This is a genomic window from Pelobacter propionicus DSM 2379, from assembly GCF_000015045.1.
Taxonomy (GTDB): domain Bacteria; phylum Desulfobacterota; class Desulfuromonadia; order Geobacterales; family Pseudopelobacteraceae; genus Pseudopelobacter; species Pseudopelobacter propionicus.
Map to the genome: position 1 here is coordinate 1,308,216 of NC_008609.1, position 18,062 is coordinate 1,326,277.

Annotated in this window: 11 protein-coding genes and 1 riboswitch; all 11 genes read left to right on the plus strand. The window is 61.4% G+C overall.

Annotation, left to right across the window (positions count from 1 at the left end):
* Window positions 1–4: 4 nt before the first annotated feature.
* The 11 genes from PPRO_RS06170 to PPRO_RS06220 all read left to right on the plus strand — a co-directional run bounded on the left by PPRO_RS06170 (window position 5) and on the right by PPRO_RS06220 (window position 17,942).
* Window positions 5–763 (plus strand): DUF4198 domain-containing protein, encoded by a 759-nt coding sequence (locus PPRO_RS06170; protein WP_011735174.1) that lies wholly within the window; start codon window positions 5–7, stop codon window positions 761–763.
* A gap of 73 nt (window positions 764–836) precedes the next feature.
* Window positions 837–2,261, plus strand: a complete 1,425-nt coding sequence (locus tag PPRO_RS06175) for an APC family permease (protein WP_232286698.1) — start codon at window positions 837–839, stop codon at window positions 2,259–2,261.
* A gap of 187 nt (window positions 2,262–2,448) precedes the next feature.
* The gene (locus tag PPRO_RS06180; RefSeq protein ID WP_198138333.1) at window positions 2,449–4,461 is read left to right on the plus strand and encodes a TonB-dependent receptor plug domain-containing protein; all 2,013 of its coding nucleotides are present in this window, start codon (window positions 2,449–2,451) and stop codon (window positions 4,459–4,461) included.
* Window positions 4,462–4,637: 176 nt separating this feature from the next.
* Window positions 4,638–4,831: riboswitch (cobalamin riboswitch) on the plus strand.
* Window positions 4,832–5,269: 438 nt separating this feature from the next.
* Window positions 5,270–6,043 (plus strand): cytochrome c biogenesis protein CcsA, encoded by a 774-nt coding sequence (gene ccsA, locus PPRO_RS06185; protein ID WP_011735177.1) that lies wholly within the window; start codon window positions 5,270–5,272, stop codon window positions 6,041–6,043.
* 1 nt (window position 6,044) lies between these two features.
* On the plus strand, window positions 6,045–6,869 hold the full coding sequence (locus PPRO_RS06190; protein WP_011735178.1) for a hypothetical protein: 825 nt from the start codon (window positions 6,045–6,047) through the stop codon (window positions 6,867–6,869).
* Window positions 6,866–7,990, plus strand: a complete 1,125-nt coding sequence (locus PPRO_RS06195; RefSeq protein WP_011735179.1) for an ABC transporter substrate-binding protein — start codon at window positions 6,866–6,868, stop codon at window positions 7,988–7,990. The genes PPRO_RS06190 and PPRO_RS06195 overlap by 4 nt, the downstream gene beginning before the upstream one ends.
* The gene (locus PPRO_RS06200) at window positions 7,987–9,033 is read left to right on the plus strand and encodes a FecCD family ABC transporter permease (RefSeq protein ID WP_011735180.1); all 1,047 of its coding nucleotides are present in this window, start codon (window positions 7,987–7,989) and stop codon (window positions 9,031–9,033) included. Before PPRO_RS06195 ends, PPRO_RS06200 begins: the two co-directional genes overlap by 4 nt.
* Window positions 9,030–10,268: an ABC transporter ATP-binding protein gene (locus tag PPRO_RS06205; protein ID WP_011735181.1), complete on the plus strand. Its 1,239-nt coding sequence runs from the start codon at window positions 9,030–9,032 to the stop codon at window positions 10,266–10,268. The genes PPRO_RS06200 and PPRO_RS06205 overlap by 4 nt, the downstream gene beginning before the upstream one ends.
* On the plus strand, window positions 10,265–14,035 hold the full coding sequence (gene cobN / locus PPRO_RS06210; RefSeq protein WP_011735182.1) for a cobaltochelatase subunit CobN: 3,771 nt from the start codon (window positions 10,265–10,267) through the stop codon (window positions 14,033–14,035). The genes PPRO_RS06205 and cobN overlap by 4 nt, the downstream gene beginning before the upstream one ends.
* Before the next feature lie 27 nt (window positions 14,036–14,062).
* On the plus strand, window positions 14,063–15,808 hold the full coding sequence (locus PPRO_RS06215; protein ID WP_011735183.1) for a TonB-dependent receptor plug domain-containing protein: 1,746 nt from the start codon (window positions 14,063–14,065) through the stop codon (window positions 15,806–15,808).
* 64 nt (window positions 15,809–15,872) lie between these two features.
* Window positions 15,873–17,942 carry a putative cobaltochelatase gene (locus tag PPRO_RS06220; RefSeq protein WP_011735184.1) on the plus strand — a complete coding sequence of 690 codons (2,070 nt, stop codon included), beginning with the start codon at window positions 15,873–15,875 and terminating at the stop codon, window positions 17,940–17,942.
* Window positions 17,943–18,062: the final 120 nt, after the last annotated feature.

The window sequence follows — 18,062 nt, forward strand, 5'->3', positions numbered from 1 at the left end:
GGATATGAAACTGATCAGACTGATCCCCCTGTTTGTCTTCTGCATGACATCCGTGGCCCAGGGCCACATGCTCTGGCTCGCTCCGGCTGAGCACTCGCTCAAGTCCGGCGGAACAACGACCATCGATATCGGCTGGGGGCACAGCTATCCGGGTGGCGAGAAACTCAAGGAGGAGAACATCGAGGGGGTGTTCGCGGTCGATTCCAGCGGGCGCAGGACGCAGCTGGAGCGGATCGCTCCCGCCAGGTACCGCTTCGCTCCCCGATCAAAGGGGAACCACACCATCGTCGTCACGCAGAGACCGGGCTTCATGTCCACAACGCCGGATGGCCGCAGGATGGGAAGCAGGCGGGAGCATGGGGATGCGGTCTCCTGCATGCACTTCGCCATGTCCGGCAAGACGGTCATAAGCGTCGGCTCAAAGGACAGAAAGCGGTCGGGTCGCCCGATTCTGCCGTTCGAGATCATTCCTCTGAAAGGTACGGACAAGGCAAGGGTTGGGGATGAAGTGTCGCTGATGCTGTATTTCAACGGCAAACCGCTCCCGAACGTGAAACTCAAGGCCGTGGATGCTGACTCCGCGCGAAGGAAGGAGGGGAGCTGGGCGCAGGAGGCGGTGAGTGACTCCAAGGGGGTGGCGCGGATTCGGCTCGGCGCCAAGGGGCAGTGGCTGATAACGGCGCATTACGAGAAGCCGTATCAGGATACGGCTGTCTGCGACAAGGATATGTATCTCACCACCCTGACGCTGACGATCAAGTAAGCATCGCACGATGGGGCGGGGGTACACAGAGGCGTATAGTGAGTTGTCGGAAAAAACGGGGAAGCGAGGTGTCGTGAAAAACAGCCTGAATAACAAGAATGGCCTGAAGCGGGAAATGGGGCTTTTCTCCGCCACGATCCTGGTGATCGCCAACATGGTGGGCACCGGAATCTTCACCACCTCCGGATTCATCATGCAGGAGCTGGGAGATCCCGCGTCCCTGCTCCTCTGCTGGATCGTGGGGGGAGTGTTCGCCCTGTCCGGCGCCCTCTGTTACGGCGAACTGGGTGCCATGTTTCCCCGGGCGGGAGGGGAGTATGTGTTTCTGCGCGAGAGCTTCGGAAAGGGGGTAGCCTTTCTCTCGGGGTGGATCTCGCTGGTAGTCGGTTTTTCAGCCCCCATCGCGGCGGCAGCCATCGCCTTTGCCACATATCTCCTGCGCCTGCTGCCTAACATTCCCCATGTGGAGTACGCATGCACGCTTTTTGACGTCAAGGTCTTTGTCCTGTCGCACATTACCCTGACGGCGATAGCCGTCGTCGTGATTATCTCCCTGGCCCATTATCACAGCCTCTCCCTGGGCACGAAAATCCAGAACATCCTGACCCTGTTCAAGGTGGGATTCATTATCTGTCTTGTCGCGGCGGGATTCTGGTACGGTCAGGGGGAGACAGGTCTGGTTTTTACAGCGCCGGCCGTGGAGACGGTTTTCAGCGGCAGGTTCGCGGTCGCGCTCATCTTCGTCTCCTTCGCCTTCAGCGGCTGGAACGCGGCCGCATACCTGGGGGGGGAGATCAGGGATCCCGAGAGGAACATCCGGGTTTCCCTGCTGGCTGGTACGCTCTTCGTTATCTTTGTCTACCTGGTGCTGAATGTCCTCTACCTCTACGCCCTTCCAGCCGAGAAAATGAGCGGTGTGCTTGAGGTCGGGGCCGAATCCGCCACCGCCCTTTTCGGCCGGAATATCGGTCAATTTTTTGCCGCCGCCATCGCTGTTGGCCTGCTCTCGGTCTTAAGTGCCATGATCATGACCGGACCGCGGGTCTACTACGCCATGGCACGGGATGGCGTCTTCTTCGAGCTGTTCGGAAGGGTGAACAGCCTCCATCGCACGCCGGCCCATTCCATTCTCCTGCAGGGGGGGCTTGCCGCGCTGCTGATCCTCACGGCATCCTTCGATGCACTGCTCCTGTACATCGGTTTTACCCTGTCCCTCAGTGCCACCCTGACCGTCATCGGCATGATCAGGCTCAGGTTCTCCAGTCCTCGTCTCAACAGACCCTACCGGACCTTCGGGTATCCCCTGACGCCGCTTCTGTTCATCGCCGGCAATCTGTGGATCATCTGCTTTTCCATCGCCAGCAGGCCAATTACGGCGCTCTTAGGCCTGGGGACCATCGGGGCGGGGGGCGTCGTGTATTCCTGCTTTCGGGCAAAGGGGGGGCTGGCGCGGGATGGGGAAGAGGATTGCCCGCGAGTCGCTTCCATGGTCGACTGACAGGGCACGGTCGGGAAGCGCTCATCGGAAAACTTGTTGTCTTGCATTGCGTTACTATCAATCACGAACATTTTAAGGGGGGAATAGTGACATGCGGAAATTGCCTGCATATCTGGGTGTTTTGAGCCTTATCTGTAGTGCCGTGCCCGTTGCGCGGGGTGAAGAGGCATCCCAGGACAGGGAATCCATGAAACACCTGACCATGGAAGAGATCGTGGTGACGGATACGGCGGTTACGGATCCGGCCGCCACCGTGGTCGGCGTGAAGACCATCGAAAAGGGGAGGAGTACCACCATCCCCGATGTCCTGGAAAACGAGGCCGGGATCGACATCAGCAGGAAAGCCCTGGTGGGCGATACGGGCGACACACTGAAGATCAGGGGGCTTTCCGGAAACAGGATCATGTTGAACATCGACGGAAGATCGGTCAATGCCGCAGGCGTGCAGGGGGGCTATTTCGTCGACTGGAGCACCATTCCCTTGGACAACATCGAAAAGGTCGAGGTGATCTACGGCGGCGGGTCGGTAAAATACGGAAACAACGCCGGCGGCGGGGTGATCAACGTGATCACCAAGAAGCCGACGGAAAAACCGACCGTCTCGATGTACGGGAATTTTGGCGCCGGTGACCATATCAGCGACATGCAGAACTACCGGGTCACCCACACCTACAAGGTCGGCCCCATCGGCTATTCCATCGCCGGCAGTTACCAGCATGCGGATGAGTATCTCTGGAACAACGATTACGAGGCCAAGAACATCGCCGCCAAACTGTATGTCGACATGCCGTTCAGGGGGGAAATGACCCTGGGGATGCAGTACACCGATGTGGATCGTGGTTTCGCGCTTTCCAACAGGCTTTCCAGTAAAATCAATGACCCCAACTATGACGTTAAAAGAAACGACGCCTATCCTCTCTCCTCCGGAGATTCGTTCTCACCGGGCGCGGGAAACGTAACAACCGCGGGGCCTGGAGCGAACTGGAACAAGACCAAGTATCTCCTTGATTTCGGCTACAAACAGCCCATTGGCACCGCTCTGGTTGAGTTCAAGGCCTACAAGAATCACGAGGACAGGCATGAGAAAAACTACTCCGCAAACTGGATAAACAGCAGCTATAGCAATGGCAAACTCGTCCTCGATCGGACGGTGAAGTCGGACAGATCCTACGGCGGAAGCCTGGAGCTGTTTGTGCCCATTAGAGATCATGAAATAGCCATTGGAGCGGAGAGGAAGATCATAGCCACGGGCGGACAGGATGTGGATTACGTGGATACCGCCTACGGGGTAAAGGGAACGGTTGCGGACAGCAATGGGGACTCGGCGCACATGTGGGGGATCTATCTCCAGGACAGCTGGAGCGTTACCGACTCGTTCCTGCTGACTCCCGGGGTCCGCTACGATCTGTACAAGGGACCCACATCGGAAGGCGGCCAACTGGAGGATTATGGCGTCAGCTTCTCCCTGACCGGGACGTACAAGCTTACGGACAGCGACGTGGTTACGGCATCGGTCTACCGGAAATACCTCACTCCCTCGGCGCCGGACGCGGCCTGGTGGTCGGACGGATATGGCCAATACTATACAAAGGAGCTGAAACTGGAGCGGAACAACGCCATCGAGATGGCCTATCAGCACAGCTTCTCGCCCAAGGACTACCTTAAACTCTCTGCATACCACTATATGATCGATGACTACATCAGCCGGTTCTCCCGAACCGACGGCAGGGGGTGCTACAACATTGACAGGGTTCGTCTGACCGGTGTCTCTCTTGAAGGAGCCACCGAGCCCCTGCCGTGGGTTGCGCTACGGGGAAATGTCACCTACCAGAAGAGCAAGAAGAAGGGGGACAGCATGGATCCTGCCCAGGTTTCCGACGAACTCGAATACCTTCCCGAGTGGAAAGGGAATGCGGGTGTCGATTTTCGGCTCCCCTACGCCGCGACATTCAGCGTGAAGGAGCGGGTGGTGGGTATAACCAAGACCGTTCAATCCTATACGGAGAAGGGGACGACAACGTATAAACGTCTACAACTCAGTCCACACGCGACAACGGACATCGAACTGCGGGTACCGGTAACGCAACACGGCGAACTCTCCGTCTACTGCGAGAATCTGTTGGACCACCATTACCAGGAGCGCTACGGCTATGCCCTGCCGGGGAGGATCGTGGGAGCCTCGGCCAAGGTGTCATTCTGACCTGGATAGGGAAGGGAGAGGTATGGTGCTGATTGTGATAGGGAAACGTGAAGTGTCACCGGTGCCGAATGTGGGGGGTAACCGTGTCCTTTGGCCGCAATGTGTTGGATTGATTGCTTTTTGAGATGAAATCTAATCCTTGACAAATGAGAAAAACATGTATAGAGATTGGACTCAATTGAATATCTGATCAAGGTGCCCGAGAGGGCTTGATAGGGAAGAGGGGTGCCGCTCTCAGTAACGAGCCATTCCCCCGCGGACCCGCCGCTGTAAGCGATGACGAAGGGCAGTATGCCACTGGTGAATAACCGGGAAGGCGCCCGGAGGATGACTCGCGAGCCAGAAGACCTGCCTTTTGATTATTGCCACAGATGACGTCCCCGTGGAATGGGATTGTGGAGCGAACGTTAATACGACCCGAAAACGGAAGGTCCGTATGCTATATGCATGCGGACCTTTTTTTGTATTCTTCGCGCGAACCCCTGCTTGACGTACCTCCCCCCATTCCATCCGGATGCTCCGTTTCCCCTTTGCATGTACCTGCCGTCCCACCGGTTTCCCGTGTATCAACCGACCGCGGTGACGGAAACGATACCCCCGCAATTCGCGACTCGTCTCACGAGAAGTCACGAAGTTCGCGAAGAAAAACGGTTGGATATACAAAAACGTGAATTACCTGTGCGGTGAAGCGCCATTGTGTGACAACTACCTGATTTCTTTGCGTCTTCGCGTCTTTGCGTGAGATGGATTGCCGTTTGTATGGATAACAACTTTTTGCGGGCATTCTGGATTTTACTTGGGTGACAACGTGACCATTCTTTCCGCTCATACCGCTTTAAAGATCGCGGCCCTGGCGTACTTCGTCGCGGCGCTGCCGCCGCTGCTGTCGGCCCGGCTGTCCGGGGCCGTTCGCGTCCTGCTGGTTCCGGGGATTCTGGCCAATCTGCTCGTCGTCTGGCTGCGCTATCGCCAGGCCTGGCCCATGCTCCCCATGCACCTGGGGCCGGTTCTGCTGCCGCTCTGTCTGGCCCTGCTGGTCTGTCTCCTGGTCCGGAGATTCTCCCCCATGGCCCTGCGTGCGGCGCTGTTCATGCTGGCCATGCTCTCGCTCGCGGCCGTCCTGTTCCCCATGGATTTCTACCTGCCGTTCATCAGGTCGCTTACCCCCTTCTCCCACTGCTTCGTGGCGCTTGGCGCGGCGGGAAGGGCCTGTTTCCTCGTCAGCTCCGCCCATGGCCTGTCATCCCTTGTGGAGGCGGGCGACAGGGATGGCAAGGTCTCTTTGGCCGACGCCCTGGAGAAAGCCTTTTTCTGGGGGGCACTGGGGTATGCCCTCTGCACCCTCTCCCTGTTCTGCGGGGAGCTGTGGAGCTACCTGGGATGGGGCACCCCGGTGGTCTGGGACGACGCGACCCTGCTGACAACCATGGCCACCTGGTTCTTCTACACCTGTTACCTCCATCTACAGCTGACACGGGCCTGGAATCCCCGGGGGAGGGGCTGCTACGCTGCCAGCGGTTTCTTTGTGGTGTTTCTCTTTACCTGCGTCCCGGAGCTGGGCCCCTTCCGGTCACCCTTCTGATATGAAACCATTCCTGAAAGCAATTTGGCGCTTCTTCGGAAGCATGAACCTGACCGTCGTTCTTTGCCTGCTGCTGGTGACGGATCTCGGCTGCGGCTATCTCTGCATGCGCCGCCACACCGGTGTCTTCTCCCCCCTGAACGATATTGGTCTGTGGAACTGGCTTGAAACCTACGGGACAAGCGAGCCTTCCGTGACCGCCTGGTTTTTTCTCCTGATTGTTCTTCTGACCCTGCTGGGGATCAACACCTTTGTCTGCACCACCGAACGGCTGCTGGTCCTGGGGAGAGCCCGGAAGAACATGCCTCTTCTGCGCTTCACGTTGCTTTTGGCGCCCCATGTCATGCACTACGCGGTCATCCTGATGCTCTCCGGCTACCTCTGCAGCTATCTGACCTCCCGGGTGATTCCGGTGAAGACCCTGCTTCCCGGCCGGCCTGCGGTCATCCATGAGCTGGGCCTCACCCTGACCATGGAGAAACTCGAACTGGACTACTTCGCCGGCGACCGCATGCCCTTCTTCCAGGGGTATGCCATGGATGCCCGGGCGACCCTGCTGATCTCCGACGGTGCCGGTTTCCGGCGGGCGACACTGGGGATCAACAGGCCGGTTCGCATCGCTAGCCGCGGCATATTCCTCACGGATTTTTCACCCCGCAAGAAGAACGGCGGCATGAAATGGGCTTCGGACCGGGTCGATGTGACCATCCGCGAGGATTACGGGGTCTATTTTTACCTGGCCGGCATGCTGCTGTTCTTCGTCGGTCTTCTGCTCTACGTGTACGACATCCTGTATTTCAAACTGCTGAAAAAGGGGACGGTATGAATCTGAAGAGGCTCATCGGTTTTCTGCTGCTGTCCGCTCTGGTTGGGGCAACTCTCTCCGCCTGCGCCAAGAGCGAGGGGGGCGGGAAAAAATCATTTCTCCAGGTGGGAGAGTTCGCCATCAACCGGATATCCCCCGCCCGGACCGAGGTTACCGACGGCTCCGGCCGGAAACTGGTCCTGATACCGAGGAACGCGCCTCTGCCCGGGGACTGCGATCCCTCCCAGGTGATCAGGGTTCCGGTGAAGAGCGTCGTGGCCTACGGCGATTTCGACGTGGCCACACTGGCCGTCCTGGGGGTACTGGAGGAGACCCTGGTGGGGGTCACCCGGCCCGAGAAGCGCTGGTACCGCGACGATGTAAAAAGATGCTTCCGTTCGGGCAGGATCGTCTATCTGGGTGAGCCCAACAGCCTGGATTACGAGCAACTGAAGCAGCAACAGCCGGAGCTGGTGCTGACCTGGGATCCCTCGGTGATCCCCATGCTGGACGAACTGAAGATACCGGCGGTGGTAACCAGCACGCCGGTGGCCATGTGTCTCAACGCCAGGATGGGGTTCGTGAAATTTCTGGCCCCGTTTTTCAACCGGGAAAAGGAGGCCGAGGCGTATTTCCGGCGGGTCAACGACGCCCTGACCGCACTGCGGGCCAGGAGTGCGAAGTCCCGCGACAAGAAGAAGGTCATGTGGGGCGATATCTACGAAAAGAGGGTGCTGGTGGAGCCGGGCAACGCCTGGGTCGGTGAGCTGCTGAAGTACGCCGAGACCGACTATCTCTTCAACGATGTGTACGGCACCTCCTGCATCGAGATCTCGGTGGAGCGCTTTCTCACCAGCGGAGAAGATGCGGACGTCTATTTCACCTACCGGGGGAGGTCCAGCGGCGTGACCTCGAAGGAGGCGCTGGCCCGCGTCAACCCGCTGGTCAAAAACATCAGGCCGATCACCCACGGCACGGTCTATCTGCCGCTTCCCCATTACTCCCAGTCCGGGGACCGGCTGGACGAGATCTTTACCGAACTCGCCGCCATCGTCCATCCCGATGTCTATCCCGGCTACAGGCTGAAGTTCTTCGAGGAACTCCCCGCTACTGAGCCTGCCGATAAAGGAAAACCGCTATGACCGAAGCAACCATGGATATGAACGAACGCCACTGCCTGTACCCGTCCCGCGTCCTGCTGGTCTTTTCCGGCCTGGGGCTGTTCGCCCTGCTTATGCTGCTGCTTAATATCGGCATCGGCTCCGTATCGTTTTCGCCGGCCAGGATCATCGACATCGTGCTCCATCCGGACAGCGGCACCGCCAGCGCCATCATCTGGGACATCCGCATCCCGCGGGCCCTGGGCGCCGTCATGGGGGGGGCGTTCCTGGCGATTTCCGGTCTGCTGCTCCAGGTCTATTTCCGCAACCCCATCGTCGGCCCCTATATCCTGGGGATCTCCTCGGGAGCGACGGTCATGGTCTCCCTGGTCATGCTGACCACCCTGACCGTGGGGTTTACGGTGCTGAACCCCTACATGTGTACCCTGGCATCCATTCTCGGCGCCTACGCGGTCATGTCCCTGATCCTGGTGATCGCCTCGCGGGTAAAAAGCGGCATCACCCTGCTGATCGTCGGCCTCATGATGGGGTATCTGTGCGGCGCCGTTACCGCCGTGCTCACCGCCCTGGCAGAGAAGGAGAAGATCAAGGGATTCATCCTCTGGGAACTGGGGAGCTTCTCCGGCTTCAAATGGAGCGAAATCTCCATGCTGGCGCTCATGGGCGGGGCTCTGCTGGTCCTCGTGTTCGCGCTCAGCAAGCCTCTCAACGCCTTTCTCCTGGGAGAGGAGTATGCCGCCTCCATGGGGGTCAACATCCGCCGCTTCCGCGTGCTGATCCTGATGAGCGCCTGCGCCCTGGCCGGCATGGTCACCGCCCTGGCCGGCCCCATCGCCTTCGTGGGGATGGCGGTGCCGCACATGGCCCGGCTGTTCTTCGGCACCTCGGACAACCGGATCCTGATCCCCGGCGCCAGCCTGGTCGGCGCAGCCGTCGCCAGCCTGTGCGACCTGATCGCCCGCATGGTCATGTCCCCGGTGGAGCTGCCGCTGTCGTCCATTACCGCCTTTTTCGGGGCGCCCATCGTCCTGACCCTGCTGATCAGAAGGAAGGTGGAGTTATGAGCGGAAGCGACGGAAGATTCGTGATCGAATGCCGGGAACTGTCGGTCGGCTACAAACGGAAGGCCGTGCTCTCACAGATCACCATGGGGTTCGAGGAGGGGCGCTTCGTTGCCTTGCTGGGACCCAATGGCGCCGGCAAGACCACCCTTTTGCGCACCATCTCCAACCTGCTCCCCCCGATCTCCGGCCGGGTGCTGGTCATGGGGAGGGAGTTGAAGGAGATACGCTCCCCGGAGCTGGCCCGGATCATGGCCGTGGTGTTGACCACCAGGGTTTCTCCGCCGCTGCTTTCGGTGTTCGATTTTGTTGCCCTGGGGCGGTATCCCCATACCGGCCGCCTGGGGCGGCTGGGCAGAGCCGATTGCGCAGTGGTCCATGAATCTCTGGCAGCAGTCAACGCCCTGGAGCTGATCGACCGGCCGTTCAACGCCATCAGCGACGGGGAGCGGCAGAAGGTGCTGGTTGCCCGGGCCCTGGCCCAGGAGCCGCGGCTCCTGGTGCTGGACGAGCCGACCATTCACCTGGACCTGAAGCACCGCATGGAGGTGATGGCCATTCTGCGCGACCTCTGCCGGACCAGGGGGATCACCGTGGTGGCGTCGCTGCACGATGTGGATGTGGCAGCCAAGGTGGCCGACACGGTCGTGCTGGTCAGGGACGGGGGGGTGGCGGACTGGGGTACCGCGGAGAAGCTGCTCACCGGCGACAGGGTGGGTGAGCTGTACCGGTTCGACGGGGTCGAGTACAGCCACCACCTGGGCGGCATGGAACTGCGCGGCGCCGCCAGCCGCGGCAAGGCCTTCGTGGTGGCGGGCATGGGAAGCGGGGCCACGCTCTACCGGCTTTTGGCCAAGCGGGGCTATGCCATCAGCACCGGCATCGTCCACACCAACGACCTGGACTACTTCGTTGCCCGCTCCCTGGGGGCTGACTGCTCGTTTCAACAGCCGGCCGAAGCCGCCGACGGGGAGGCCCTGGCCCTGGCCCTGGGATATCTGGAAGAGTGCGATTTCGTCATCGACAGCGGCTTTGAGCCGGGGCGCATGAACCAGGTCAACCTGAAGCTGCTGGAAGCGGCCAGGGCCAGAGGGAAGACGGTTTTCACGCTCCGCTCCGGGGACGGGGAGGCGTTTCCGGGGGGCTTCGGGGAGTGTATTCAATGCAACGACGAGGAAGAGCTGCTGGCCGCGCTTGACCGGTATCCCGTATCGGACCGACATCTGGAGGCGACATGAAACCGTATGTTCTCTGCTATTTTTCCGCCACCGCCACGGAGTTGCCATCCTTAAGCGAAGGCATCATCCAGTACAGGAACGCAGGAGGCGCGGTCCATATTCATGCCCGCACCCAGACGCAGCTGTTCGACGGGTCCAGACAGGAGGCCTTCGTGCGTCAGGCCCTTGCCGCGGACGTGGTCATCATAACCCTGCACGGCGGCACCAAATCCTTTCCCGCCTTCGAGCTCTTCAGCGAGCGCCTGGCCGCGCTGGAGCCGGACGTGCGCCCGCTGGTGCATGTGCAGCCGACCGGAGGGGACGAGGATTCCATCGAGGCGGCCCGGGAGATGTCCACCGAGTTCGGCACGGTTTTCTGGGATACTGTCAAACAATATCTGGAGTACGGCAGCCAAGTGAATTACGCCCGGTTGATGACATACATCAACAACCATCTCCATGGCGGGGAGCATGGGGGTGAGCCGCCGCTGGAGCTGCCCCATGAGGGGATCTATCATCCCGACTTCAACGGTGTGGTCGAGCTGAAGGAGTACCTGGCCAAAAAAGTCGATCCCGCCAAACCGACCATCGGACTCTGGTTCTACCAGACCTACTGGCTGAACAACAACCTGGTCTTTGTGGACGCCATCATCCGTTCCATCGAAGCCACCGGCGCCAACGTCATTCCGGTCTTCCACCTGCGCTACAGGGACGCCGGCCGCAAGAACCGGGGCGCCGACTATGTGGCCGACCGCTACTTCAGGGACGACAAGGGCGCTCCCCGCATCCAGGCCCTGATCAACCCCCAGATGTTCTCCATGACCCTGGTCTGCCCCGAGTACGCCGGCATCCTCCCCGGCCTGAACGTCCCCTTCATCCAGGCCATGACCTGTTCGTCCCCCTATCTTGAATGGAAGGAGAGCATCCAGGGGCTGCCCACCATGGATGTCTCCTATTCGGCGGCCCAGCCGGAATTCGACGGCGCCCTGATCACGGTGCCGGTGGCCACCAGGGAGCAGGAGACCATCGACCCGGTTACCGGCGCCCTGCTGGCCAAGTACATGCCGATCCGGGAGCGGGTGGACAAGATGGTGCGGCTGACCCTCAACTGGGCCAGACTTTCCCGCATCAAAAACGAAGAGAAGAAGGTGGCCATCATCTTCCACCACTACCCCCCCCGCAACGACCGCATCGGGTGCGCCGCCGGGTTGGACAGCTTCGCCAGTGTCACGAGGCTTCTGGAGGAGATGAGCCGCCGGGGGTACCGGGTGGACCGCTTCTACGCCGACGGCGACGAGCTGGCCCATGAGCTGCTGTCGCGCATGACCTGTGACCAGCGCTGGCTGACGCCGGACCGGATGTTTGAACGGGCTGAGGCGGTGGCCGATTCCGACCGGTATCTGCCATGGCACCGGGAACTGCCCGAATCCATCGCCGAAAAGCAGACCGCCGACTGGGGGGAGATGCCGGGAGAGCTGTTCGTCCACGATGGGAAGCTCATGTTCGCCGGAGCCATGAACGGCAACGTCTTCATCTCCGTCCAGCCGCCGCGCGGCTACCTGGAGAACATCGACAAGATCTACCACGACCTGTACCTGTCGCCGCCCCACCATTATCTGGCCCAGTACCGTTACATCCGTGACGTGTTCAAGGCCGACGTGGTCATGCACGTGGGCAAGCACGGCTCCCTTGAGTGGTTGCCGGGCAAGGCGTTGGGACTCTCGGAACTCTGTTACCCGGACCTGGCCATCATGGAACTCCCCAACGTCTACCCCTACATCATCAATGACCCGGGGGAGGGGACCCAGGCGAAACGGAGGAGCTATTGCTGCATCATCGATCACCTGCCGCCTGCCAGCACCAATTCCGACCTGTACGACGACATGGCCAAGGTGGAAGGTCTGGTCAACGACTACTCCCTTGCCGTCAATGCGGACCCGGCCAAGGTTGAAATCCTGCGCTCCATGATCTGGGATGCGGTGGAGGCCGCCAACCTGCATGCCGACCTGGAAATCGACCGCGACGCGGCCATGGCGGATTTCGACGCCTTTCTGGAAAAACTCCACGCATATCTGCATGAGGTGGGCGACACCATGATCAACGACGGCCTGCATGTCTTCGGCTCCCCACCGGAAGGGGACAGGCTGTCCGAATATGTGGCCCAGTTGACCCGCCTGCCCAACGGCAACGTCCCTTCCCTGCGGGAGTCGGTGGTGGCCTGGATGGGGCATGACTATGACGATGTCATCGAGAACCGGGGCAGGCGTCTGGAACGTTTCGGCAACAAGGCCGGCGGCGACATCCTGCGCGAGGCCCACGCCATTGCCGTGGATCTGGTGAAACAGCTTTCTTTCAGGCGCTTTAACCCGGAGGCTGTGATTGATGTGGTCCGGGAGCGGATCAAGCGCCGCAATGCCGATATGGAGGCGGTGCTGGAGTACATAACCGGAACGCTCGTGCCCAACATCAGGCGCTGCACCGATGAGCTCTTCTACAGCCTGGCCGCCTTTGAGGGCCGCTTCGTTCCGCCCGGCCCCACCGGCTCTCCCACCCGGGGGCAGGCGGACATCCTCCCCACGGGCAGGAACTTCTACTCGGTGGATCCCAACAAGATCCCGGACAAGGCCGCCTGGGAGGTGGGGGTCCGCCTGGGTGATGCCCTGATCGAGCGCTATCTGGCCGAGACCGGCCGCTATCCGGACAGCATCGGCATCCTGGTGTACGGCACCGTTACCATGCGCACCCACGGCGACGACATCGCCGAGATCTATTACCTCATGGGGCTCAGGCCGGTCTGGCAAAAGGGGAGCGGCAACGTGGCCGGGCTGGAGGTTATCCCCCTGGAGGAGCTGAAGCGCCCCCGCCTGGACGTGGTTCCCCGGGTTTCCGGCTTTTTCCGCGACTCTTTCCCCAACCTGATGGAGATGATCGACGAGGCGGTGCGCATCGTGACCGCCCTCAAGGAGCCTCCCGAGTCCAACTTCATCCGGCGCAACGTCTACAAGGATATGGAGGAGTACCGCACAGAGGGGATGGGCGAGGAGGATGCCTTCCGCGAGGCCAGCTTCCGGGTGTTCGGCTGTCCCCCTGGCACCTACGGCGCCGGCGTGGCCGAACTGATCGAGTCCAAGAACTGGCAGACCCAGGAGGATCTGGGCAACAACTACATCCGTTACTCGTCCCACGCCTACGGTACGGGGAGTTACGGCAACCAGAAGCCCCAGGCGTTCCGGCGCATGCTCTCCCGCATGGACGTGACGGTCAAGAACGAAGACTCCCGCGAATACGACATGATGTCCTGCACCGACTACTACAACTACTATGGCGGCCTGATCGTGGCGGCCAAGACGGTGCGCGGCGAGCTCCCCTTTGCCATGATGGGGGACAGCGCCGATCCCAAGCGGGTCAGGATGAGGACCACCTTCGAGGAGGCCAAGCACGTGCTCCGCTCCCGGCTGGTCAATCCCAAATGGCTGGAGGGGATGATGCGCCACGGCTACAAGGGGGCCGGCGATATCTCCCATGTCATGGACATCGTGCTGGGATGGGACGCCACCGCCGAGGTGGTCGAGGACTGGATGTACGAAAAGATCGCCAGTGCCTATGCCCTGGATCCCAGGATGCAGGAGTGGATGAAGGAGGTCAACCCCTACGCCCTGCAGAACATCCTGGACAAGCTGCTGGAGGCCATCGGCCGCGGCATGTGGAACGCGGAAGACGAGATGCAGGAGGAACTGCGCAACGCCTATCTGGAGATGGAAGGGGAGATCGAGGAATGGACCGAGTAGCCGGCCGGAAGGACAGGGGGGGCTCAGGTGCCCTTTCCTGATCGGCATGGCGTTGGTGGGCGCGCTTTTTTCCTCTGTCCGCTGATCGCGGTTGTGTCGGTCCTCGGGCCCGTGACCGCGTCGGCCCAGGAGCGGGACGACATGATCGTGATCACGGCCGATGAGATCGCGGCCATGAAAGCCAACAGGATGGAGGAGCTGCTCAACCACGTGCCGGGGGTTTCGGCCGGAGACTCGTCCATCAGCATCCACGGCTCCTCCAAGGTCAGGGTGTTCCTGGACGGCAGGCCGATCAACGACCCGACCTCCAGCACGGGAGGGGTCACCTGGTACCTGGTGACCCCCCAGGACGTGGAGCGGATCGAGATCATCAGGGACAAGGGGGCCATGAAGTACGGCCAGGACGCCAGCGCCGGGGTGATACTCATAACCACCCGCACGGTTCAGACCCTGAGCGGCAACGTCAAGGCCTATGGCGGCAACCAGGAGACCGGCTACGGTCAGGCCAACCTGCGGTACAGGCGCGGCGGACTGGGGGTGGGGGTCAACGGCGGGGGCGAGACGACCGGAGGGTATACGGTCAACAACGACAAGACGCGCTACCAGGGCGGGGGCAGACTCTCCTACGACTTCACGGACAGCCGCTCCCTGGCGCTGGCGGGCAGCTACATCCTGGACGAGCGCGGCCTGGCCGGTCAACCCGCGTATCCGACCCCCCATTCCCGGAAGGAGAGCCGCAACCTGGGACTCTCCCTGCGGGGCGTGTATGACCGGACGACCAGCACGACCTATTACAACCGGGGGAGCCAGCACAATACCGACGTCAGCAGGAATCTGGACCAGAAGCTGCGGGTCGCGGAGATGGGGGAGGAACTCTCCACCACCCTGAAGAGCGGCCGTTTCGGGGAGGCCCAGCTGGGAGGGGCGTTCAAGATGTTCAGGGCCTCGGGGAGCTCCTTCGACGCCACCCACGAGGAGACCTATTCCCTGTATGCAGCCCAGTCGCTGCGCTGCGCGGAGCTGAGTGATTTCTCCCTCTATGTCGGCGTCAGGGTCAACTTCAACACCGCCTTCGACAACTCCTATAATCCGGAGATCAAGCTGGTCTATACGGGAAACAATTGGAACGCCTCCGCCGGGTACGGCCGGGCCAACAACACCCCCTCCTTCTACCAGCGCTACAACCGGACCAGCTCGACCATCCCCAACCCCTCGCTGGACATGGAGGTGTCGGACAACTTCAACCTGTCGTTCTTCGCCAGGCCGCACGAGGCCCTCTCCGGCAGCGTCTCCCTGTTCTACAACCGTCTGAAAGACCGTATCACTTACGTCAGTCTCGGCGGAGTCGGCCAGTATCAGAACTTCGGCCGCGTGACCTACCGGGGGGGGGATCTGGCCCTGGATTGGAAGCCGCATCAGGCCGTCAATCTGAAAGCCAGTTACATCTACATGGAGGCAAAGGACCAGGAGAGCGGCAAGACGGTTACCTGCAAGCCGAGGCACACCGTCAAGGCGGATCTCTACCTCAAACCGTTTCAGGCCCTGACCGCCGTGATTTCCGGAAAATACACCTCCATGGCCTATATCGACAAGAACAACACCAGGAGTATTCCCGGTTACTTCCTGCTGGACCTGCGGGGAGAGTACTCCGTCTCCAAAACGATCAGCCTGTTCGCGGAGATAGAAAACCTGCTGGACAAGGACTACCTGTACGTGGACGGGCTTCAGGGGCCGTCGCGTACCTGGATCCTGGGGATGAACGTGAAATTTTAGCCGCGGTTCCCGCTTCCCCGACGTGCGACGGAGGAGCCGGGAACCGGGAAGGGACGATGTGCATATGTACGGAAACGTGTACCCGATGGCCGCTCTGGTGGGGCAGGAGACCCTCAGGCAGAGCCTTTTGATCGGCGCGGTCAATCCCGCCGTGGGGGGCATCCTGATCCGGGGGGAGAAGGGGACCGCCAAATCAACCGCCGTGCGCGCCCTGGCGGCCCTGCTGCCGGAGATGGACGTGGTGGAGGGATGCGAATTTTCCTGCGATCCGGACAGCCCCGAGTTCCAGTGCGATGACTGCCGTTCCCGCAACGGTGATTTCGGCATTGTCAAACGTCGGGTCAAGGTGGTCGACCTCCCCCTGAACGCCACGGAGGACCGTGTGGTGGGGGGGCTTGACTTCGGCAGGGCCATCCGTCAGGGGAAACGCTTCCTGGCGCCCGGACTGCTGGCCGAGGCCCATCGCGGCATCCTCTACGTGGACGAGGTCAACCTGCTGGACGATCATATCGTGGATATCGTCCTGGATGCAGCCGCATCGGGCGAAAACGTCCTGGAACGGGAGGGGCTGTCGTTTCGCCATCCGTCCCGGTTCATGCTGGTGGGAACCATGAACCCGGAGGAGGGGGAGCTGAGGCCGCAGCTCCTGGACCGTTTCGGGCTCTGCGTGGAGGTGGAAGCGGCCCGGAGTCTGGAGGAGCGGGTCACCCTGATGCTGCGGCGGGACGCCTTCGATACTGACGGCGCGGCCTTTCAGCAAAACTACCGTGAGCCCAACGAACGGATAGCCCGGCGGATCAGGGAGGCGCGCGACCTGCTCCCCCGGGTCCGCATGCCCAGACAGCTGCGCGGCTTCATCGCCGAGTTGTGCGTCGAGAACAACGTGGCCGGCCACCGGGCCGATCTGGTCCTGGAACAGGCTGCCCTGGGGCTGTCGGCCCTGGAACAGAGGCTGGAGGTGACGGTCGACCATATCACCAGGGTGGCGCCGCTGGTGCTGGCCCACCGCAGACGGGACGCCCAGGCGCCTCCCCCCCCTCCACCGCCGCCTCCCCGGGATCAAGAGCAGGAACAACAGGAACAACAGGAACAACAGGAGGACGAACGGCAGCAGGAACAGGAGCGGGAACAGAGCCCGGATCGGCAGCCTGAACAGGCTGAGGGGCAGGAACAACGGGAACAGAGGGAGGATCGGGAAAACCGGGATGATGCCGGGGAGGAAGAAGAGCAGTCCGAACAGGAGAACAGCGACATGCCGCACCCTCCTTCTCAAGGGGAAGAGCGGGAGAGCGTCTTCCAGGTAGGCGCGACCTTCAAGGTCAAGACCATCAGGAGCGACAAGGACCGCGTCGTCCGCAGGGGGTCGGGCCGGCGCTCCAGCACCCGCGTGAGCCGGAAACAGGGGCGCTACGTGAAGAGCAGTTATGCCTGCTCCAACAATGACATCGCCCTGGACGCCACCCTGCGGGCCGCCGCTCCCCACCAGCTGTTCAGGGGCACGAAGGAGGGAATGTGCGTCAACCTGAGCGACCGGGATTTCCGGGGCAAGGTGCGCGAGAAACGGGTCGGCAACTTCCTCCTGTTCGTGGTGGATGCCAGCGGCTCCATGGGCGCCAGGGGGCGCATGGCCGCATCCAAGGGGGCGGTGATGTCGCTGCTTCTGGACGCCTATCAGAAGCGCGACCGGGTGGGGATGATCTCCTTCAGGAAGAACGAGGCGTTCGTCAACCTGCCCCCCACGACCTCGGTGGAGCTGGCCGGCAAGCTGCTGGAGGAGATGCCGGTGGGGGGGCGCACCCCGCTGTCGGCGGCTATCGCCAAGAGCTATGAACAGCTGCGCGGCGTGCTGGGCAGGGATCCGACGGCGCGGCCGATCGTCATCTTCATCACCGACGGCAAGAGCAACGTGGCCCTGGGGGACGGCAGGCCGGTGGACGAAGCCATGGGACTGGCCCGGGCCATGGCAGTGAAGGAGGAGCGGGCGCGCTACATCGTGGTTGATACGGAGGAAGAGGGCATGGTCTCCTTCGGGCTGGCCCGCAGGCTGGCCGATGCCATGGAGGCCGAGTACTTCAGGATCGATCAGCTGAAGGCCCAGAGCCTGGTGAATATCGTCAAGCAGCGGATGGACTGAGATTCCGGGTCGGGACAACCGAAACACGTGAACCTGATAGCGACAGTTATCTCGCGCAATGGCGCGAAGACGCAAAGAATGCCTGCTTCCCTGGATGAGTGAGTCGATCCGTCCCTCTCG